This is a genomic window from Streptomyces ficellus (genome assembly GCF_030406405.1).
Lineage (GTDB): Bacteria > Actinomycetota > Actinomycetes > Streptomycetales > Streptomycetaceae > Streptomyces > Streptomyces ficellus_B.
In genome coordinates this window covers 14,810-33,388 of the sequence record NZ_JAUEPL010000017.1, presented here as the reverse complement: position 1 = coordinate 33,388, position 18,579 = coordinate 14,810, and the positions used below count along the sequence as shown (strand labels likewise).

Below are 18,579 nucleotides of genomic sequence, written 5' to 3'. Positions count from 1 at the left end.
AGGGCCTCACAGCCGCCGGGTGGCCAGCGTCAGCCGGTCCCGGGCGTCGAACAGGGCATCCTTGATCATCTGTTCGTGCGCCGGGGTCAGCCGGGCCACCGGTACGGAGCAGCTGATGGCGTCGCGCGCCGGGGTGCGGTACGGGATGGCGATGCCGAAGCAGCGCAGGCCGAGGGTGTTCTCCTCGCGGTCCACGGCGTAGCCCTGCTCGCGGACGGTGCGCAGCTCCTCGATGAGCTTTTCGCGGTCGGTGATGGTGTGCTCGGTGAGCGCGGGCAGGGTCTCGGGGAGCATCTTGCGGACCTGCTCGTCGCTGTGCGTGGCCAGCAGCGCCTTGCCGAGCGAGGTGGAGTGGGCGGGCAGCCGGCGGCCGACGCGGGTGAAGGGGCGCAGGTAGTGCTGGGACTGGCGGGTGGCCAGGTAGACGACGTTGGTGCCGTCGAGCCGGGCCAGGTGGATGGTCTCGGTGGTGTCGTCGGAGAGGCGGTCCAGGGTGGGGCGGGCGGCCGCCACGACCTCGTCGCCGTCGATGTAGGAGGTGCCCACCAGCAGGGCGCGTACGCCGATCCCGTACCGCGTGCCGGTCGCGTCCGTCTCGACCCAGCCGAGCTCCACGAGGGTGCGCAGCAGCATGTAGAGGCTGGACTTGGGGTAGCCGACCGCTTCCTGGACGGCCGCCAGGGAGTGCATACCGGGGCTGCCTGCGAAGAACTCCAGCAGTTCCACCGTGCGTACCGCGGACTTGACCTGCGCTCCGCCGGTTTCGGTAACAGACATCGCCCTTGACCCCTTCGAACGCCCGTCAATAGAGTCCGTGCATATTCATCATCAGGAACGTTGTTCAGAATACCGAACAACCATGGTCGGGCAATACCGAAAGGACGCACGGTGGCAGCAGGTTCAGCAGCACAAGTCTGGAGTGTCGACCCCCGAACCGGGAAGCGGCGTGAACAGGTTGCGGTCGAAGCCACGGCCGAGGACGTCGACAGCGCCGTACGCGCCGCCCACGCCGCCCGTGAGGCGCTCGCCGACCGTACGGCGCGCGCCGCGTACCTGCGCACCGCCGCCGACCTCCTCGACGCGGCGAAGGACCGGCTGGTGGAGGTGGCGGACGCCGAGACCGCCCTCGGCCCCGCGCGGCTCACCGGTGAACTGGCCCGGACGTGCTTCCAGTTGCGGGCCTTCGCCGACATCGTGGACGAGGGCTCCTTCCTCGATGTGATCATCGACCACCCCGACGACACCGCCACGCCGCCCATCCCGGACCTGCGCCGCTACAAGGTGCCGCTCGGCGTCGTCGCCGTCTACTCCGCCTCCAACTTCCCCTTCGCCTTCTCCGTGCCCGGCGGCGACACGGCCAGCGCGCTCGCCGCGGGCTGCCCCGTCGTGGTCAAGGCCCACCCCGACCACCCGGCCACCTCCGAGCTCGCCGCCGCCATCCTGCGGCAGGCCGCCGCGCGGCACGGCATCCCGCAGGCCGTCGTCGGCCTGGTGCACGGCTTCGAGGCAGGCGTCGTCCTTGTCAAGCACCCGCTGATCGCGGCCGCCGGCTTCACCGGCTCGGTACGCGGCGGGCGGGCGCTGTTCGACGCGGCGGCCGCCCGGCCCGTACCGATCCCCTTCCACGGCGAACTCGGCTCCCTCAACCCCGTGGTGATCACCGAGGCGGCCGCCGCCGAGCGCGCCGAGCAGATCGGCACGGGGCTCGCGGGCTCGATGACGCTCGGGGTCGGCCAGTTCTGCGTCAAGCCCGGCCTGGTGCTGGCGCCCGCCGGCCCGGCCGGTGACCAGCTCGTCACCTCGCTCGCCGGCGCGGTCGGCGACACGGCCGGCGGGGTGCTCCTGGACCACCGGATGCGCGACAACTTCGTCGCGGGCGTCGCCGAGCGCGCCGCCCTGCCCGACGTGGACGCCCCGGTCACCCCCGGCGAGGACGACGAGCACACCGTGCGCCCCGGCTTCCTGACCGTACCGGCCGCGAGGCTGGCCGCCGAGGGCGAGCACGACCTGCTGCTGGAGGAGTGCTTCGGCCCGGTCACGGTCGTCGCCCGGTACGCCGACGACGACGAGGTCAGCGCCGTCCTGTCCCGGCTGCCCGGCAACCTCACCGCGACCGTCCACCTGTCGTCCGACGAGGCCGAGGGCAAGGGCGACGCCGCGGCGATCCTCGCCCAGCTCACCCCGCTCGCCGGCCGCGTGCTGGTCAACGGCTGGCCCACCGGCGTCGCCGTCGCCCCCGCCCAGCACCACGGCGGCCCCTACCCGGCCACCACCTCCACCTCCACGTCGGTCGGCGGCACCGCCATCGAACGCTGGCTGCGCCCGGTCACGTACCAGTCGGCCCCCGAGGCGCTGCTCCCGCCGGAGCTGCGCGACGAGAACCCGCTGGGCCTGCCGCGCCGCGTGGACGGCCGCCTGGAGCACTGACCGCCCGGACCGGCCCCGGACGGCCCCGAACCGGCCCCCGACTGGAACACTGACCGCATGGATCTCACGCTGCCCGAGCTGCCCTTCCCCCTGCGGGCGTACGGCCCCGAGGCCGGCTGGTCGTACGAGGACGGGACGCTGACCGGCTGGGCCGGCCCCCGCCAGGACCGCTTCGTCCCTCCCACGGGCGACGCCCTGGACCCGGCCTCCGACGCCCCCCGCCTGCTCGGCGCCGCGCCCGAGGGCGACTTCCAGCTGATCGCCCGCGTCAAGGCGAACCTCACCGCCGCCTTCGACGCGGGCGTGCTGTACGTCCACGTCGGTGAGCGGGAGTGGGCCAAGCTCTGCCTGGAGCTGTCCCCGGACCGGCCGACCGTCTGCACGGTCGTCACCCGGGGCCACTCCGACGACGCCAACTCCTTCGTGGTCGACGGCGACCGGGTCTGGCTGCGGGTCAGCCGCACCGGCAAGGCGTTCGCCTTCCACGCCTCCACGGACGGGGACCACTGGACGTTCGTCCGCATCTTCACCCTCGGCGACGAAACCCGCGCGGGCGCGGCCCTGGTCGGCTTCATGGCCCAGTCCCCGGTCGGCGAGGGCTGCGTGGCCACCTTCGACCGCATCGCCTACCGCCCCACCTGGCCCAACGGCCTCCGCGACGGTTCCTGACACCCCGGCGCGCGGCGGACCGTCCGTCATGGCACTCCATTCCGGTACGGCACGGCGGGCCGGTCGGGCATGGGGCGGCCGGAGCCGTCATCGTCGGGGGTGTCCGTACTCGGCAGAGGTGAGGTACTGCGGTGAGAAAGATCGTCCTGTTCATGTCGGTGTCCTTGGATGGCTTCATCGAGGGGCCGGACCGCGAGATCGACTGGCACATGGTCGACGACGAACTGCACGGCCACTTCAACGAGCAGCTGGCCGCCATGGGCGCCTTCCTCAACGGACGCGTCACCTATGAACTCATGGCCGGGTTCTGGCCGACCGCCGACGCCGACCCCGCGAGCACCGGCCCCATGGCGGAGTTCGCCCATATCTGGCGGGAGAAGCCCAAGTTCGTGTTCTCCCGGACGCTGGAGCGCGCCGACTGGAACACCACCGTCGTACGGGACGTCATCGCCGAGGACATCATGGCGCTCAAGGCCGAGCGGCGCGGCGGCCTGCCGGAGGGGGACCTTGCGCTCGGTGGCGCCGAGCTCGCGGCGGCGTTCATGCGGCAGGACCTGATCGACGAATACCGCGTCTATGTCCATCCGGTGGTCATCGGGCGCGGCAAGCCCCTCTTCACCGCCTCCGACACCAGGACCACCCTGCGGCTCGCCGGCACCCGCGCCTTCGGCAACGGCGTCGTGCTGCTCCACTACCGGCGGCGGTGAGCTTCGCCGCAACATGGCGTCATTGACCGGCGGTTGTGCACCGACCAGGGTGGTGCCATGGAGACTCCCCTCGGTGGCGCCGAGTTCGCGCCCGCGCAGACGTACCTCAACACCGCCAGCTGCGGGCTGCTGCCCCGCAGGACCGTCGCCGCCGTGACCGCGCTGGCCGAGTGGAACGCCGCCGGGCGGCCGGACGGGGCCGGCAGCTTCGCGGCCGTGGCCGCCGCGCGGGCCGGGTTCGCGCGGCTCGCGGGAGTGGCGCCGGACCGGGTGGCCATCGGTGGCGCGGTCGCCGTCCACGTCGGCCTGATCGCGAGCTCGCTGCCGCCGGGGGCGGAAGTGCTGTTCGTGGACCGCGACTTCAGCTCGGTCATCACGCCGTTCGCGGTGCGCGGTGACCTCAAGACGCGGTTCGTGCCGCTGGAGGACCTGGCGGACGCGGTACGCCCGGGGACGGCGCTCGTCGCCTTCTCGGCCGTCCAGTCCGCGGACGGGCGCGTCGCCGACCTGGCGGCGGTACGGGAGGCGGCGGTCGCGCACGGCGCCCGGACGCTTCTCGACGCGACGCAGTCGGCCGGGTGGCTGCCGCTGGACGCGGGGGCGTACGACTACACGGTGACCGGCGGCTTCAAGTTCCTGCTGTCCCCGCGCGGCGCGTCGTTCCTGACCGTCACGGAGGAGGCCCAGGAGTCACTGCTGCCCATCCACGCGGGCTGGGTCGCGGCCGAGGAGCTGGACGACCCCTACGGCCCGGTCGGGCACCTCGCCGAATCGGCCCGCCGGTTCGACCAGCCGCCCGCGTTCCTGGCGTACCACGGCGCCGAGCAGTCCTTGGCGCTCATCGACGAGATCGGCGTCGACGCGATCCACGCCCACGACACGGCGCTCGCCGCCCGTTTCCGCGACGGGCTGGTCCGGCTCGGCCACGAGCCCGTACCGGGCGATTCGGCCATCGTCGCCGTCCCGGGCCTCGGCGGGCGGCAGCCCGATCTGGCGGAGGCGGGCGTCATCGTCTCGGCCCGCGCCGGCAACCTCCGGGCCGCCTTCCACCTCTACAACTCGGCCGCCGACGTGGACCGTGCCCTGGACGTGCTGTCCTGATCCCCTGCCGTCAGACCTCGCCCCGCCGGGCCTCGGCGGGGCAGCCCAGCGTCTCCTTGCACAGGTTCGCCTCGACCTTGCCCAGCAGCCGTGCCAGCTCGGCGCGCTCGTGCGCGTCGAGCCCGGCGAGCGTGTGCTCCTCCAGATCGGCCCAGGCGGCGCTCACCTCGGTGAGCAGGGAACAGCTGGCCCCGGTGGCCTCCACCAGCACCGCCCGCCGGTCGGCCGGGTCGGGGGAGCGGCGTACGTGCCCGGTCTGCTCCAGGCGCTGGAGCATCTTGGTGACCGTCGACGGGTCGAGGTCCATGACCTTGATCAGCTCCGACTGGCGCACCGGCCCCGAGTCCCAGAGGTACATCATCACGGCCTCCTGGCCCGGGTAGATCCCGGCCGCCTTGAGGAACTTCCCCGCGGCGATGCGGTGCAGCCGGCCCACCCGGGAGATGGTGTGGCTGACCGGGCCGCAGCGGGCCGCGGAGGGCAGCTCTTCGGTGCACGCGGGCTCGTCGGCCCCCTGGGAGCGGTGGGCGGACATCGGGGTCTCCTCGTCGTGGAAGGTGCTGGCCCCGATTTTACCTTGGTCGGCCAATCAATGCGCTACAGTGACGTCAGGCAGAAATGCTTGGCCGACCACATAATTTCTGGAGCCTCTCGATGACCACCGCTTTCGACCCCATCGACCTGTCCGGTACGCAGCTCACCAACCGCATCGCCATGGCCCCGATGACCCGTAGCCGGGCCACCGCCGACACCCGGGTGCCGACCGCCCTGACCGCCGAGTACTACGCACAGCGCGCCTCGGCCGGCCTGATCATCACCGAGGGCATCCAGCCCTCCCCGGTCGGCCAGGGCTACCCGAACACGCCCGGCCTGCACAGCGACGAGCAGGTCGCCGCCTGGCGCGAGGTCACCGGCGCCGTGCACGCCGCGGGCGGCAGGATCTTCGCCCAGCTCATGCACTCCGGCCGGATCGGCCACCCGGACCTGATCGCCGACCAGCCCGGCGACCTGCACCCGGTCGGTCCGTCCGCCGTCGCGGCCAAGGGACAGGTCTTCACCGCCGAGGGCCCCAAGGAATTCGTCACCCCGCGCGAGCTGTCCGACGCCGAGGTACGCGCCACCATCGCCGACTTCGCGGCCGCCGCCCGCAACGCCGTGGACGCCGGCTTCGACGGCGTCGAGCTGCACGGCGCCAACGGCTACCTGATCCACCAGTTCCTCGCGCCCGGCACCAACCGGCGCACCGACGCCTGGGGCGGCTCCGTGGAGGGCCGCATCCGCTTCGCCGTCGAGACCGTCAAGGCGGTCGCCGCCGAGATCGGGCCCGAGCGCACGGGCCTGCGGATCTCGCCCGGCAACCCGTTCAACGACATCGACGAGCCCGAGCCGGAGCCGGCGTACACGGCGCTGGTGCAGGCGCTCGAACCGCTGGGCATCGCGTATCTGCACGTCCTGGAGGCGGGCCCGCAGACCCGCGACCTCACGCAGACGCTGCGCAAGCAGTTCCCCGGCACCTTCCTGCTCAACCCGGCGACGCCGGGCCCGACCGGCGCCGACGCCCTCGGGCTCATCGAGGACGGGACGGCCGACATCGTCGCCTTCGGCGCGCTGTTCCTCGCCAACCCGGACCTGCCGGCCCGGCTGAGGACGAACGGCCCGTACAACACCCCGGACCAGTCCACCTTCTACGGCGGCGACCACCGCGGCTACACCGACTACCCGGCGCTCAGCGCCTGATACGACGCGCGGGAGGCGCGGACCGCACCCGATCCGCGCCTCCGCGCGCCCTGTCACCGGCACAGCTCTCACGGCACCGGGCCCGGACCCCCGGGTGGAGGGCTCACCGCACCGGCGTGAAGTCCCGTGCCCCGATGCCGCGTCTCCCGGGGGACAACCCCCGGACCCCCGGCGGAGGGCTCACCGCACCGGCGTGAAGTCCCGTGCCCCAATGAACTCCGGCCGCCGCACCGGCGCCGCGAACGGCTCCACCGCCGTGTTCTCCACGCTGTTGAACACGATGAAGACGTTGCTGCGCGGGTACGGGGTGATGTTGTCGCCCGAGCCGTGCATCGCGTTGCAGTCGAACCAGGTCGCCGAGCCGGCCTTGCCGGTGAACAGCCGGATGCCGTGCGCGTCGGCGAACTTCGTCAGCGCCTCGTCCGAGGGCGTGCCCGCGTCCTGCATCTGGAGCGACTTCTTGTAGTTGTCCTTCGGTGTGGCACCCGCGCAGCCCAGGAACGTCCGGTGCGACCCCGGCATGATCATCAGGCCGCCGTTGGTGTCGTAGTTCTCGGTCAGCGCGATCGACACGGACACCGTCCGCATCCGCGGCAGCCCGTCCTCCGCGTGCCAGGTCTCGAAGTCCGAGTGCCAGTAGAAGCCCGACGCGCCGAAGCCCGGCTTCACGTTGATCCGCGACTGGTGGACGTACACGTCCGAGCCGAGGATCTCGCGCGCCCGGCCGACCACGCGCTCGTCACGCACCAGACGAGCGAACACCTCGCTGATCCTGTGGACCTCGAACACCGACCGCACGTCCTGGGACTTCGGCTCGATGATCGAGCGCTCGTCCGCGCGGACGGCCGGGTCGGAGATCAGCCGCTCCAGCTCGGCGTGGTAGACGGCGACCTCGTCCTCGGTGATCAGCTGGTCGACCGCGAGGAACCCGTCCCGCTCGAACGACCGCAGCTCCGGGGACGACGCCGGGCCCCAGACGACCGGGTCCTGGCGGGGCGTCATCACCTCGGACGCGCCGCGGGTGGGGTACAGGTCCTGGACGGCGGTGGTGGTCATGGTCAAGGTTCAGCCCTCCTCGGTCAGCAGCGGATAGACGCCGTTCTCGTCGTGGTCCTCCCGTCCCGTGACGGGCGGGTTGAAGACGCACACGCAGCGGAAGTCGGTCTTGGGGCGCAGGGTGTGCCGCTCATGGCCGTCGAGCAGGTACATCGTGCCCGGCTCGATCCAGTGCGACTCGCCCGTCTCGTCGTTGGTCAGCTCGGCCTCGCCCTCGACGCACAGCACGGCCTCGATGTGGTTGGCGTACCACATCGACGTCTCCGTCCCCGCGTACAGCACGGTCTCGTGGAGCGAGAAGCCGACCTTCTCCTTGGCGAGCACGATGCGCTTGGACTCCCACGTGCCGGACGCGGCCTTCACATGGCGCTCGGTGTTCTCGATGTCCTTGAACGATCGGACGATCACGGTGGTGCAACTCTCTTTCGTACGACGGGGGAAGGGATTCAGGCGGTCTCGCGCACCGCGCGGGCCAGCGTGCGCAGTCCCTCGTCCAGTTCGTCGGGCGTGATCGTCAGCGGCGGCAGCAGCTTGACGACCTCGCTCCGCGGGCCCGAGGTCTCCAGCAGCAGTCCCAGCTCGAACGCCCGCGCGCAGACGGCGGCCGCGCGGGACTTGTCGGTGAACTCCATGCCCCAGACCAGGCCCCGGCCCCGGAAGTGGGCGCCGTAGGCGGAGTTCTCGTCGCAGATGGCCAGCAGCGCCTGCTCGACCTGCTCGCCGCGCGCGATGGTCTGCTTCTCCATCTGGCCGTCGGCCCAGTAGGTGTCCAGCGTGGCCGTGGCGGTGACGAAGGCCGGGTTGTTGCCGCGGAAGGTGCCGTTGTGCTCGCCCGGGCCCCAGATGTCGAGCTCCGGCATGAACAGGCACAGCGACATCGGCAGTCCGTACCCGCTGATGGACTTCGACAGCGTGACGATGTCGGGGGTGATGCCCGCCTCCTCGAAGGAGAAGAAGGCACCGGTGCGGCCGCAGCCCATCTGGATGTCGTCCACGATCAGCAGCATGTCCTGGCGGTCGCACAGCTCCCGCAGCGCCCGCAGCCACTCGGGGCGGGCCACGTTGATGCCGCCCTCGCCCTGCACCGTCTCGACGATCACGGCGGCCGGCTTGTTCAGGCCGGAGCCCTGGTCCTGGAGCAGTCGCTCGAACCAGAGGAAGTCCGGGACCTTGCCGTCGAGGTAGTTGTCGAACGGCATCGGCGTGCCGTGGACGAGCGGGATGCCGGCCCCGGCGCGCTTGAAGGCGTTGCCGGTGACGGCGAGCGAGCCGAGCGACATGCCGTGGAAGGCGTTGGTGAACGACACGATCGACTCGCGGCCCTTGACCTTGCGGGCCAGCTTCAGCGCGGCCTCCACGGCGTTCGTGCCGGTCGGGCCGGGGAACATCACCTTGTACGGCAGGTCGCGCGGCCGCAGGATCGTGTTCTGGAAGGACTCCAGGAAGGCGCGTTTCGCGGTCGTCGCCATGTCCAGGCCGTGGGTGATGCCGTCACGCTCGATGTAGTCGATGAGCGCGCGTTTCAGCACCGGGTTGTTGTGGCCGTAGTTGAGCGAGCCGGCACCGGCGAAGAAGTCGAGGTACGTGTGTCCGTCCTCGTCGGTGAGACGGGCGCCCTGTGCGCGGTCGAACACGGCGGGCCAGCCGCGGCAGTAGCTGCGCACCTCCGACTCGAGGGTCTCGAAGACGCTCAGGGCGGGCGGGGTGATGGTCACGGCGAAGTCTCCTCGTGGGGGAGTGTTCGGGATCTCAAGCGCGGTGCGTACGGCGGGTCAGGCGGCCGTTCGGACGGCGGTCGGGCGGCGGTCCGGGCGGCGGTTCGGCCGGCCGCCGTCGGACGGCGGTTCACGCGGTTCAGGGGCTATCGGCTTTTCAGGCGGCTATCGGGCTGATGCGGTACAGGACCTCGGGCTGGTGCGTCCCCTCGGGGAACAGCCCCCCGTCGAAGAGCACCTCACGCTCCAGGGAGGCGCCACGGCGCTCCGCGTAGGAGGTGAAGAGCCGGTCGGACGCGGTGTTGTCCGGTGTGACGGTCGTCTCGACGGTGTCGACGCCCTGTCCCGCCACGCGCGCGGTCAGCGCGTCCAGCAGCACACCGGCCAGGCCCCGGCCCCGGTGCGCGTGGTCCACGGCGACCTGCCAGACGACGAGGGTGCGCGGGCGCTGCGGCCTGAGGTAACCGGTGACGAAGGCGATCGGCTCGCCATCGGCGCCGCGCGCCACCAGGGAGGTGGCGGCGAAGTCCCGGCACCACAGCAGATAGCTGTACGAGGAGTTGAGGTCGAGCACCTCGGAGTCGCGAGCAATGCGCCAGATCGCGGCTCCGTCCTCCACTCGTGGGGTGTCGATACCGATGGCCGGTGCGGCCGGTCGGTGGAATTCGTTTCGGGCACCTGCAAGGTCTGCTTGTGCGGCGGTCATGCGGATTGAACTTACCCAGCAAATTCTGAAATTGCATCGGGGTGAGGGGTTGGGTGAGCGCACGATGTGTGTTATCGCGCGAGTGCGAGTTCATAGGTGAACTGGCCGTCGCTGGTGCGGTTTTGCCCGGATATTCCCGGTCAAAACGGGCGCCGTGTGGAGTCGATCACAGTGAAGTAGCCGCCTTGACGCGTGCCCGAATTGCCCGTGGAGCCCTCACAGAATCTCTGCGTTTAAGGTCGGCGAAACCGGGCAGAAGAATGCGGGAAGCTACCCTCATAAAACCCCCCTTGGCATTTATGAATTAACGCGGATTCTCGCTTTTGGTGACGTGGGCGTCGACCGGCCGCCGTGGCGGCCTCTCGCCGTCGTGCTCTCCCCCACCGCCGCCGGATGAGTCATTCCGGCCTCTCGCGCGTACCTGTGTTTCGGCTCCGGCCGCGATCCTGTGTTTCGGCGCCGTGTGCGCGCCGGAACAAGTACAGGGCGGGAAGAAGCCGCGACCGGCGAGCGGTTGACCAGCACAGCGATCATCAAAGGCGAGGGGTGGGGGGAACCAGGGGTGGAGCTGCGTCAGCTGGAGTGCTTCGTCGCGGTCGCCGAGGAACTCGGCTTCGGCCGGGCCGCCGCGCGGCTGCACATCGCCCAGGAATCGGTCAGTCGGCGCATCGCCCGCCTGGAGGGGGAGTTGGGGCTGCGGCTCTTCGACTGCTCCACCCGGCAGATACGCCTCACCGCCCCCGGCGAGCGGCTGCTGCCCGAGGCGCGCGCCGCGCTCGCCGCCGCCGACCGGGTGCGGCGCACCGCCGCCGGGATCGCCGCCGGCACCGAGGGCCTGATCCGGCTCGGTACCACGCGCGCGTTCGCCGACCGCGTCTACCGGGCCCTCGACACACTGGCCGCCCGCCGCCCCGGGCTGCGCGTCCGCCTGGAGCGGGCGCCCCAGGAGGCCCGGCTCGCGGCGGTGCGCTCCGGCACGTTCGACGCCGCCCTGGTCCGCACCGTGCGGCGGGCCGACGGGGTGGCCCTGCACCCGCTGTGGTCCGACCCGCTGATCGCCGCGCTCCCGGCGGCGCACGCGCACGCGATGGGGGAGCCGCCGAGCCTGGACCGGCTGGCGCGCCTGCCGCTGCGGCTCGTGGCGCGCGCGGCGAACCCCGCCTTCTACGACCTGGTCACCGCCGCGCTCCCGGGCTGGACGCCGGGCCCGCCGTTCACCACGCTCCAGGAGACGCTGACCGCGCTGGCCGACGACCCGGAGCCGTCCTGGACGCTGTTCCACCCGGTGGGGCCGCTGCCGCCCACCACCCGGATCGCCTTCCGTACGATCCAGGCCCTCACCGTCCCGGTCTCCCTCGCCGTCCCCGCGTCACCCCAGCCGCTCCCCCCACCGGTACAGGCCCTGCTCGACGCCCTGACGCCAACGGCCCCCACGGCCCCGCCCGGCCCGCCCGCCCGGCCGGCGAAGGCGGCCCCCATGGCCTGCTCGGGCTGACGACCGGGCCCGAACGGGCGGAAGGGCCAGAGCCCTCCAAGCGCTCCCAGCGCTCCAGAGGGGCCGACCGGCCCGCACCGGCTTGACGACCCGCGCCGGCCCGGCCCGCCCGCCCCGCCGACGCCTACCGCTACCGCTGCCGCTGCCGCCAGGCCTCCGTGGCAGCCCGGTCGGCGGCGTCCAGGTTCACCGGCGCGCCCGTCTCGCCGAGGGCGGCCCCCAGCGCGGCGAGCGAGGCCCGGACCACGCCCGGCGCGGCGTCCGGGCCGTAGTGGTTGACCCGGACCATCTCCTTGGCCAGCGCCCCACCGCCCGCGACCAGTGGCAGCGACGGCTTAGCCTCCAGGGCCCTCGCGACGAGCTCGGACGCGTCGACGCCCGCCGGGGTGCGCAGCGTCGTGGCCACCGGGGCGGCGTCCTGCGCCTCGTACACATACGGCTCCAGACCGCCGCCGAGCGCGAGCGCACCCGCGCGCGTCGCCGCCGCAGCAGACGCGTGGCGGTCCATCAGCGCGTCCAGTCCCTCCGCCTCGACGCGCTCCAAACACGCCTCCAGCGCCAGCATCTCCAGCTGCGCGGGCGCGTGCAGCAGCGCCCTGCGGCCGCCGTCGATCCAGCGCTCCTTCCAGTCGAGGAGCGAGAGGTACGAACGGCGGGGAGCGCGCGGATTGGCGGCGAACCGCTCCCACGCCCGCTCGCTCACCGACACCGCCGAGACGCCCGCCGGGCCACCCATCGCCTTCTGCGCGCCAATCACGCACAGGTCCACGCCCCACGCGTCCGGCAGCAGCGGCTCCGCGCCCACCGACGCGACCGCGTCGAGCATGAACAGCGCGCCGTGCGCCCGTACCACCTCACCGATCCCGGGCACCGGGTTGGTGTTGCCGGTCGCCGCCTCCGCGTGGACCAGCGACACGAAGTCGATCTCCGGGTGCCGGTCGAGGGCATGGGCGACCTGGTCCGCGCTCACCGCCGTGTGGAACGGAACCTCCAGGTCCACCACCGTCGCGCCGCAGTCCCGCAGCCAGTCGCCGAAGGTCTGCCCGTACGGGCCCGTCACCACGTTCAGCGCGGTGGAGCCGGGCCGCGCGCCGCTGCGGATACAGCCCTCCAGCGGCAGCAGCGCCTCACCCTGCGTGATCACGACGTCCTGCCCGGTGGAGAGCAGCGCGGCCACACGCCGCTCGATCGCCGCGAAGCGGTCGGCGGTCAGCGGGGCGAGGTCGAGGAGGGGATGCGTCACGACGGGGCTCTTTCTGCTCTCTGACGGGCTGTTCTCGTACGGGTCTTGTCTGGTCTCGTACGCGGTCTCGTACGCGGTCTCGTACGGGTCTCGTACGGGTCTCGTACGGGTCTTGCGCGGCCTGCTCCGCCGAGGGTACTTCCGCCCTCGTAGAGTGCTGGACATGAGCGTGGTGCTGCATGTGACGGGCCGGGTGCTGGTCGGACCGGAGGACGTCCGGGACGAGCTGTGGGTCATCGACGGCCGGGTCACCTACGACCGGCCCGCACGTGCCGAGGACGTCAGGACCGTGACGGGCTGGGCTCTCCCGGGTCTCGTGGACGCGCACTGCCACGTCGGGCTGGACGCCAACGGGGCGGTGGACGAGGCCACCAGCGAGAAGCAGGCGCTGACCGACCGGGACGCCGGCACGCTGCTGATCCGCGACGCCGGGTCCCCGGCCGACACCCGCTGGATCGACGCCCGCGAGGACCTCCCGAAGATCATCCGCGCCGGCCGGCACATCGCCCGCACCCGCCGCTACATCCGCAACTACGCCCATGAGATCGAGCCGGCCGACCTCGTCGCGTACGTCGCCCGGGAGGCCCGTCGCGGCGACGGCTGGGTCAAGCTCGTCGGCGACTGGCTGGACCGCGAGAGCGGGGACCTGGGCGCCTGCTGGCCGCGCGCCGAGGCGGAGGCGGCGATCGCGGAGGCGCACCGGCTCGGCGCCCGCGTCACCGCGCACTGCTTCGCCGAGGAGTCGCTGCGCGACCTGGTGGAGGCCGGCATCGACTGCGTCGAGCACGCGACGGGCCTCACCGAGGACACGATCCCGCTGTTCGCCGAGCGCGGTGTGGCCATCGTGCCGACGCTCGTCAACATCGCCACGTTCCCGAAGCTGGCGGCCGGGGGAGAGGCCAAGTTCCCGCGCTGGGCCGACCACATGCGCCGCCTGCACGAGCGCCGGTACGACACCGTGCGCGCCGCGTACGACGCGGGCGTCCCCGTGTTCGTCGGCACCGACGCGGGCGGCTCCCTGGCGCACGGCCTGGTCGCCGCCGAGGTCGCCGAACTGGTCAGGGCCGGCATCCCGCCCCTGGAGGCCCTGTCGGCGACCTCGTGGGCGGCGAGGGCCTGGCTGGGGCGGCCCGCCCTGGAGGAGGGCGCCCCGGCGGACCTGGTCGTCTACGACGAGGACCCGCGCGCGGACGTCCGCGTCCTGGCGGCGCCCCGGCGCGTGATCCTCAACGGCCGCGTCATCGAGTGAGGAACAGCAAGCGCGCCCGCTTCTCCACGAGGTGGACCTCCGGCAGCACGATCTCCGGCAGGACCACCTCGGGGCCCACCTCGAACCCGTTGCGCGCGAGCAGCGCGATCGCCTTGTCGTTCGCGGCGTCCGGCTCCGCCACGATCCGCCGGTGCCCGGTGAGCGCGAACGCGACCAGGACGGACACCAGATGGGACGAGAAGCCCCGCTGCGGCGCGTTCGCGGGCGCGATCAGCAGATGGACCCCGATGTCGCCCGGCTGGACGTCGTAGCACTCGCTGACGCGGTCGGCCTGCGGCTCGTACGTCTGGAAGAGCGCGACCGGCACGCCGTCCCGGTGCGCGAGGAAGGCGTGGTGGGTGGTGAGCGAGTCGAGGTGCGCGTAGATCTCCCGCACGTCCTCGACGGTCGCCTCCCGCATGCCCCAGAAACGGGCCCGCTCCTCGCTCACCCAGCCGTGCAGCAGCTCCGCGTCGCGCGCGGGGTCGACGGGGACGAGGCGGACGGTCCCGAAGCCGTCGATGCTCTGCTCGTACACGCACTCAGTAGTGCTCATCATGCTCCTTGCTGAGCTGGTTCCAGTCGGTGACGACGGGGGCGAGGCCGCCCCGGAGCCACAGGGGCAGTTGGTCGCGCCGGTGCGGGTCGCCGGGCACGCCCGAGGCGCCGAGGGGCACCACCCAGAGGCTGTCCTCGCGCCGGGCCAGGTCCCAGACGTAGCGGGCGGCCGGGCCGCGGGCGCTGCGGTCGGTCAGACCGGGCACGGACGACGTGGACAGGACGCAGTCGTGGTCGCCGTCCACGCCCGGCCAGTCGTCGTCGGCGTCCGGCAGCGCCGCCCAGGGCGCGAGGCGGTGCGTGGCGCCCCACGGCCGCGGCTCACCGGCCGCCGCCACCTCTTCGAGGGCGGCGCGGACGGCCGCCGCCCGGTCGGCCGCAGGGACGGGGCCGGTCGTCAGCAGGGTCTCCAGGGCGTAGGCGATACGCGGGACCAGGGCCAGCCACGGCTGGAACAGCGCGGGGTACGCGGGTGGCTCGGCCAGCACGTTCAGCGCGGGATGCGCGGCGAGGCGGCGTACGACCACCGTGCGCACCGCCGCGTATGAGGCCGCGTCAGTGCTGTCGGCGGCCATGCGCCGGTCCCAGCGCAGCAGCCGGTCGCGCAGCTCGGCGGCCTTCGGGGTGAGCCCGTCGAGCCCGCCGGCGAGGGACAGCAGGGGCCGGGCCGAGGCCAGCAAGGTGTCCATGTGGACGGTCGCCATGTCGGGGGCGGTCCAGTCCGTGCGCTGGTGCAGCAGGTGGGCGATGCGGTGAGCCCGGTGCGGTGGCGCGAACTCGATGCCGAGCGGCGCCGCGAGCCCGCGCTCGTTCGCCATCACCGCCACGCCGTCCACGGGCCGGCGGGGCAGCGGTTCGTGGCGGCCGCGCCACTCGTGGCCGGGCTCCCAGGCCGGGACGACGCGCAGCCGGTTGTCGCGGTGGCGCAGCGGGACGTGGCCGGCGACCCGGTGCAGGGTGCCGCCCTCGGTGTCCGCGGCCTGGACGACGTTGACGGGCTCGACCCACCGGTCGACCGCCGCGTCGACGTCGGCGACGGTGCGGGCGGCGAGCAGGGCGGGCAGCGCGGCGAACCCGAGCTCGCCGGTGACGCGCGGCGGGTAGCGCAGGCTGATGGCCCCCTCGTCGCCGTCGATGACGACGGGCCCGCGCTCGGTCTCGATCACCTCGACGGTGACCGGCTCGGCGCCCTTGACCGCGATGGTCTCGGTGTGGACGCGGGCGGGCGCCCAGCCGTCCGGGCCGAGGGCCTGGGTCCGTCCCTCGTGGCGGCGGAGCTGCTCGCGGTACAGGTCCTGGTAGTCGGCCATGGCGTTGGTGATCGCCCAGGCGACCGTGCCGGTGTGCCCGAAGTGCGCGAGGCCGGGTACGCCCGGGACGGCGAGCCCGACGACGTCGTACGCGGGGCAGGCCAGCCGGATCTGCTGGTACACACCCGGTGACTCGATGAACCGGTGCGGGTCGCCCGCGATGAGCGCCGCCCCGGTGGCGGTGCGCTCGCCGGTCACCAGCCAGCCGTTGCTGCCGGAGGTGGCGGGGCCGTCGGTCGCGAACAGCTCGGCGTGCTCCTCGCCGAGCCGGCCGGCGACGTGGTCGCGCCACAGCTTGGTGGGGAAACCGGCGAACAGGATGTGCGTCGACAGCCACACCGCGAGGGGCGTCCACGGCTCCCAGACGCCGGGGGCGAGCCCGGTCGCGGCGAACTCCGGTGCGCGGCGGGCACCGCGCGCAAGCCCGGCGTTGACCCCGTCCACGTACGCGCACACCCACGTACGCGTCGGCTCGTCGAGCGCGTCGAAGCAGCGCCGCGCGGTGTCGGCCAGCCGGGAGCGGCGGGCGAAGACGTCCCACTCGACCGCCTCGGCGCCGAGGAAGGCGGCCGTGGTGCCCTGGGCGCGGTGCCGCTCGACCTCCAGCTGCCAGGCCCGGTCCAGGGCGGTGGTGCGGCCCTGCGCGCGGCTGAGTTCCAGCGCGTCGTCCGCGCGGAGATGCGGGATGCCCCAGGTGTCCCGGTAGACCTCGATGCTCACTCTTGTCCCGATCTCTTTAGGTAAGGCTGCCCTAACTTAAGCTGATGGTGGCGCCAGAAGCAATCCGAGGGTCGGGTTGACGTGCCGTGACGCTGACTGGTCGCTCCTCGTTGAGCACTTTCCATGTGCCGCGCCCGTGTCGCGCGACTCCTGAGGTTCCAGCGAACGCCCGTGCCGAATGATTCGAATACGGGAGCGGAAAGCACCCTTTGGGGTGAACTAGCTCCAGGTGCCCGCCGGTTCACTCTCCGTGCGTAAAGATTCGGGTGTCTCACGTCGCCGCCGCTCACGTGTTCCCCGTGGGCGAGGGCCGGCGACACCATGTCTCCTGTGGGGGTTCCACCACCGTGAACAGCAACACCTTCCGCATGCCCGCACGCCGCTCCGCCGCCGCCGCGGCGGCCGTGGCGCTCGCCACCGGGCCCCTGGCCCTCGCCGCACCCACGGCGCACGCCACCGGCGGCGAAGGGCGTGCGAGCGCGGCCGTCCTGCGCACCGGCCTGGACGTGTCCCTGCTCAACAAGACCGTGAACGTGCCGCTGAAGGCCACGCTCAACGAGGTCACGGCACCCGCCAGTGCCGAGAAGACCGCGCTCACCGTCACGCTCGACGGGGTCGACGGGGGCAGGCCGGTCAGCGTGCTGCGCGCCGACGTCGCGAGCGCGAAGGCGACCGTGGACGCGCGCAGGGCGGAAGGCCGCGTCACCCTGGCCAACGCCAAGGTCCACGTCCCAGGCCTGGCCCTGCTCTCCGTCATCCAGCTCGAAAAGGTCACCTCCCGCGCGGTCTGCGAGGCGGGCAAGCGGCCGGTCGCCGAGGCGAACGTGCTCGGCCGGGTCACCGTCCTCGGCAAGAAGGTGACGCTGACGGCGGGCGGCCCGACCCGGGTCGACGTACCGGGCGTGGGGCAGGTGACGCTCGACCTGTCGCAGACCCGCACCACCTCCCGTACGGCCGCCGCCACCGCCCTGGCCCTCACGGTCTCGGTGAACCCGCTGAAGCTGAACGTCGCCGAAGTCACCGGCACGGTCACCCTCGCCGAAGCCACCTGCGAGTCGCCCAGGACGCCCGCGGCCGCCGAGCCCCCGGCGGCCAAGCCCGCCGGTGTCCAGCCCGCCGGCGTACAGCCCCAGACGGGAAGTGACCGCACCGAGGCCAACCTCGCCGAAACGGGTGGCAATTCGGCGACGCCCTACCTGGCGGGCGGCTCGGTCGCCCTCCTCGCCGCCGGCGCCGGCGCCCTGACCCTCACGCGCCGCGCCCGCGCCAGGTCCCGCGGCTGACCGGAGCGCGGGGGATACGGAACGTACGGGCGGCCTCCCTTGCCGGCGGAAGGCCGGAAGCCCGGCAAAGGCGGGGAGCCGCCCGTACACCCGTATCCGGCCATTCTTGCGGCTCTGTCGGTATGAGCACAGACTGGATGCGAGGGAGGCCACCTCTCAGTAAAGCAGGGGGCATTCCGTGGAAAAGTCATTGCAGATTCATCTTTCCGATGAAGAGGCCGACCCTGACCGGCTGCACGAGATGACCGAGTATCTGCGTCAGGATCTGCTCCAACTCGACGTCGACGATGTGACACCGCTGTCATCCGGAGACGTGCCGCCCGACGCGCGTGCCATGGGCGTCGTGGAAATCGGTGCGCTATTGGTGAGCCTGGGGCAATCCGCCACCGTACTGCGCCAGGTCGTCGTCACGGTGCACAACTGGTGGAGTAGGTGCCGCGAATCCCGGCCGTCCATGCGTCTGACGATGGACGGCGATGTGCTCGAAATATCCGAAGCCACACCGGACCAAGTGGCCAACGCCTTCGAGCTGTTCATCACACGCCACTCCGCTGTCGAGGCGTAGGGCCGCAGAGCCGTAGGGCCATGGAGCAGAGCCCTGGA

At 72.4% G+C, this 18,579-nt stretch carries 18 protein-coding genes; 9 read left to right on the top strand and 9 right to left on the bottom strand.

The genetic code is table 11. The annotated features are described in order from the left end of the window. Positions 1-6: 6 nt before the first annotated feature. Positions 7-777: an IclR family transcriptional regulator gene (locus QWM81_RS13725; RefSeq protein ID WP_290112147.1), complete on the bottom strand. Its 771-nt coding sequence runs from the start codon at positions 775-777 to the stop codon at positions 7-9. A gap of 111 nt (positions 778-888) precedes the next feature. Here QWM81_RS13725 and QWM81_RS13720 point away from each other — a divergent pair, with 111 nt between their 5' ends. The 4 genes from QWM81_RS13720 to QWM81_RS13705 all read left to right on the top strand — a co-directional run bounded on the left by QWM81_RS13720 (position 889) and on the right by QWM81_RS13705 (position 4,904). After that, the gene (locus tag QWM81_RS13720; protein ID WP_290112145.1) at positions 889-2,427 is read left to right on the top strand and encodes an aldehyde dehydrogenase (NADP(+)); all 1,539 of its coding nucleotides are present in this window, start codon (positions 889-891) and stop codon (positions 2,425-2,427) included. Positions 2,428-2,484: 57 nt separating this feature from the next. Continuing rightward, positions 2,485-3,096, top strand: coding sequence for a DUF1349 domain-containing protein (locus QWM81_RS13715; protein WP_290112143.1), 612 nt, complete (start codon positions 2,485-2,487; stop codon positions 3,094-3,096). 131 nt (positions 3,097-3,227) lie between these two features. Continuing rightward, positions 3,228-3,803 (top strand): dihydrofolate reductase family protein, encoded by a 576-nt coding sequence (locus tag QWM81_RS13710; protein WP_290112142.1) that lies wholly within the window; start codon positions 3,228-3,230, stop codon positions 3,801-3,803. Positions 3,804-3,860: 57 nt separating this feature from the next. Next, a complete protein-coding gene (locus QWM81_RS13705) occupies positions 3,861-4,904 on the top strand; it encodes an aminotransferase class V-fold PLP-dependent enzyme (RefSeq protein ID WP_290112141.1) in 1,044 nt (347 codons plus the stop codon). Positions 4,905-4,914: 10 nt separating this feature from the next. On the opposite strand, the gene QWM81_RS13700 is transcribed toward QWM81_RS13705, so the two are convergent. Further along, positions 4,915-5,439, bottom strand: a complete 525-nt coding sequence (locus QWM81_RS13700) for a MarR family winged helix-turn-helix transcriptional regulator (RefSeq protein WP_290112140.1) — start codon at positions 5,437-5,439, stop codon at positions 4,915-4,917. A 119-nt stretch (positions 5,440-5,558) separates the two neighbouring features. Here QWM81_RS13700 and QWM81_RS13695 point away from each other — a divergent pair, with 119 nt between their 5' ends. Next, the gene (locus QWM81_RS13695; protein WP_290112139.1) at positions 5,559-6,641 is read left to right on the top strand and encodes an alkene reductase; all 1,083 of its coding nucleotides are present in this window, start codon (positions 5,559-5,561) and stop codon (positions 6,639-6,641) included. 180 nt (positions 6,642-6,821) lie between these two features. Here the strand turns inward: QWM81_RS13695 and thpD are convergent, their stop codons facing one another. From thpD to ectA, 4 genes are all read right to left on the bottom strand, one after another. Continuing rightward, positions 6,822-7,703 carry an ectoine hydroxylase gene (thpD, locus tag QWM81_RS13690; RefSeq protein WP_290112138.1) on the bottom strand — a complete coding sequence of 294 codons (882 nt, stop codon included), beginning with the start codon at positions 7,701-7,703 and terminating at the stop codon, positions 6,822-6,824. A gap of 3 nt (positions 7,704-7,706) precedes the next feature. Further along, positions 7,707-8,105 (bottom strand): ectoine synthase, encoded by a 399-nt coding sequence (locus QWM81_RS13685; protein ID WP_290112137.1) that lies wholly within the window; start codon positions 8,103-8,105, stop codon positions 7,707-7,709. A 38-nt stretch (positions 8,106-8,143) separates the two neighbouring features. Next, positions 8,144-9,412, bottom strand: a complete 1,269-nt coding sequence (gene ectB / locus QWM81_RS13680; RefSeq protein WP_290112136.1) for a diaminobutyrate--2-oxoglutarate transaminase — start codon at positions 9,410-9,412, stop codon at positions 8,144-8,146. A 157-nt stretch (positions 9,413-9,569) separates the two neighbouring features. Further along, on the bottom strand, positions 9,570-10,118 hold the full coding sequence (gene ectA, locus QWM81_RS13675) for a diaminobutyrate acetyltransferase (protein WP_290112135.1): 549 nt from the start codon (positions 10,116-10,118) through the stop codon (positions 9,570-9,572). Positions 10,119-10,680: 562 nt separating this feature from the next. On the opposite strand from ectA, the gene QWM81_RS13670 reads away from it, so the two are divergent. Next, positions 10,681-11,613 (top strand): LysR family transcriptional regulator, encoded by a 933-nt coding sequence (locus QWM81_RS13670; protein WP_290112134.1) that lies wholly within the window; start codon positions 10,681-10,683, stop codon positions 11,611-11,613. Between the two features lie 130 nt (positions 11,614-11,743). Here the strand turns inward: QWM81_RS13670 and QWM81_RS13665 are convergent, their stop codons facing one another. Next, positions 11,744-12,856 (bottom strand): pyridoxal-phosphate-dependent aminotransferase family protein, encoded by a 1,113-nt coding sequence (locus QWM81_RS13665; RefSeq protein ID WP_290112133.1) that lies wholly within the window; start codon positions 12,854-12,856, stop codon positions 11,744-11,746. 163 nt (positions 12,857-13,019) lie between these two features. On the opposite strand from QWM81_RS13665, the gene QWM81_RS13660 reads away from it, so the two are divergent. After that, positions 13,020-14,105, top strand: a complete 1,086-nt coding sequence (locus QWM81_RS13660; RefSeq protein ID WP_290112132.1) for an amidohydrolase family protein — start codon at positions 13,020-13,022, stop codon at positions 14,103-14,105. Here the strand turns inward: QWM81_RS13660 and QWM81_RS13655 are convergent. Together QWM81_RS13655 and QWM81_RS13650 are read right to left on the bottom strand one after the other, a co-directional pair. Next, a complete protein-coding gene (locus QWM81_RS13655; RefSeq protein WP_290112131.1) occupies positions 14,095-14,664 on the bottom strand; it encodes a GNAT family N-acetyltransferase in 570 nt (189 codons plus the stop codon). The genes QWM81_RS13660 and QWM81_RS13655 overlap by 11 nt on opposite strands. Further along, positions 14,648-16,693, bottom strand: a complete 2,046-nt coding sequence (locus tag QWM81_RS13650) for a penicillin acylase family protein (RefSeq protein WP_290112130.1) — start codon at positions 16,691-16,693, stop codon at positions 14,648-14,650. The genes QWM81_RS13655 and QWM81_RS13650 overlap by 17 nt, the downstream gene beginning before the upstream one ends. 347 nt (positions 16,694-17,040) lie before the next feature. Here QWM81_RS13650 and QWM81_RS13645 point away from each other — a divergent pair, with 347 nt between their 5' ends. Together QWM81_RS13645 and QWM81_RS13640 are read left to right on the top strand one after the other, a co-directional pair. Further along, positions 17,041-17,976, top strand: a complete 936-nt coding sequence (locus QWM81_RS13645) for an SCO1860 family LAETG-anchored protein (RefSeq protein WP_290112129.1) — start codon at positions 17,041-17,043, stop codon at positions 17,974-17,976. 178 nt (positions 17,977-18,154) lie between these two features. After that, positions 18,155-18,541, top strand: a complete 387-nt coding sequence (locus tag QWM81_RS13640) for an effector-associated constant component EACC1 (RefSeq protein WP_290112128.1) — start codon at positions 18,155-18,157, stop codon at positions 18,539-18,541. The last annotated feature ends 38 nt before the right edge of the window (positions 18,542-18,579 follow it).

Bases quoted from the DNA above. Each gene is read 5' to 3' on its own strand.
- QWM81_RS13700 (WP_290112140.1), bottom strand. From the start codon at position 5,439: ATGTCCGCCCACCGCTCCCAGGGGGCCGACGAGCCCGCGTGCACCGAA.
- ectA (WP_290112135.1), bottom strand. From the start codon at position 10,118: ATGACCGCCGCACAAGCAGACCTTGCAGGTGCCCGAAACGAATTCCAC.
- QWM81_RS13725 (WP_290112147.1), bottom strand. From the start codon at position 777: ATGTCTGTTACCGAAACCGGCGGAGCGCAGGTCAAGTCCGCGGTACGC.
- QWM81_RS13660 (WP_290112132.1), top strand. From the start codon at position 13,020: ATGAGCGTGGTGCTGCATGTGACGGGCCGGGTGCTGGTCGGACCGGAG.
- QWM81_RS13705 (WP_290112141.1), top strand. From the start codon at position 3,861: ATGGAGACTCCCCTCGGTGGCGCCGAGTTCGCGCCCGCGCAGACGTAC.
- QWM81_RS13655 (WP_290112131.1), bottom strand. From the start codon at position 14,664: ATGATGAGCACTACTGAGTGCGTGTACGAGCAGAGCATCGACGGCTTC.
- QWM81_RS13715 (WP_290112143.1), top strand. From the start codon at position 2,485: ATGGATCTCACGCTGCCCGAGCTGCCCTTCCCCCTGCGGGCGTACGGC.
- QWM81_RS13695 (WP_290112139.1), top strand. From the start codon at position 5,559: ATGACCACCGCTTTCGACCCCATCGACCTGTCCGGTACGCAGCTCACC.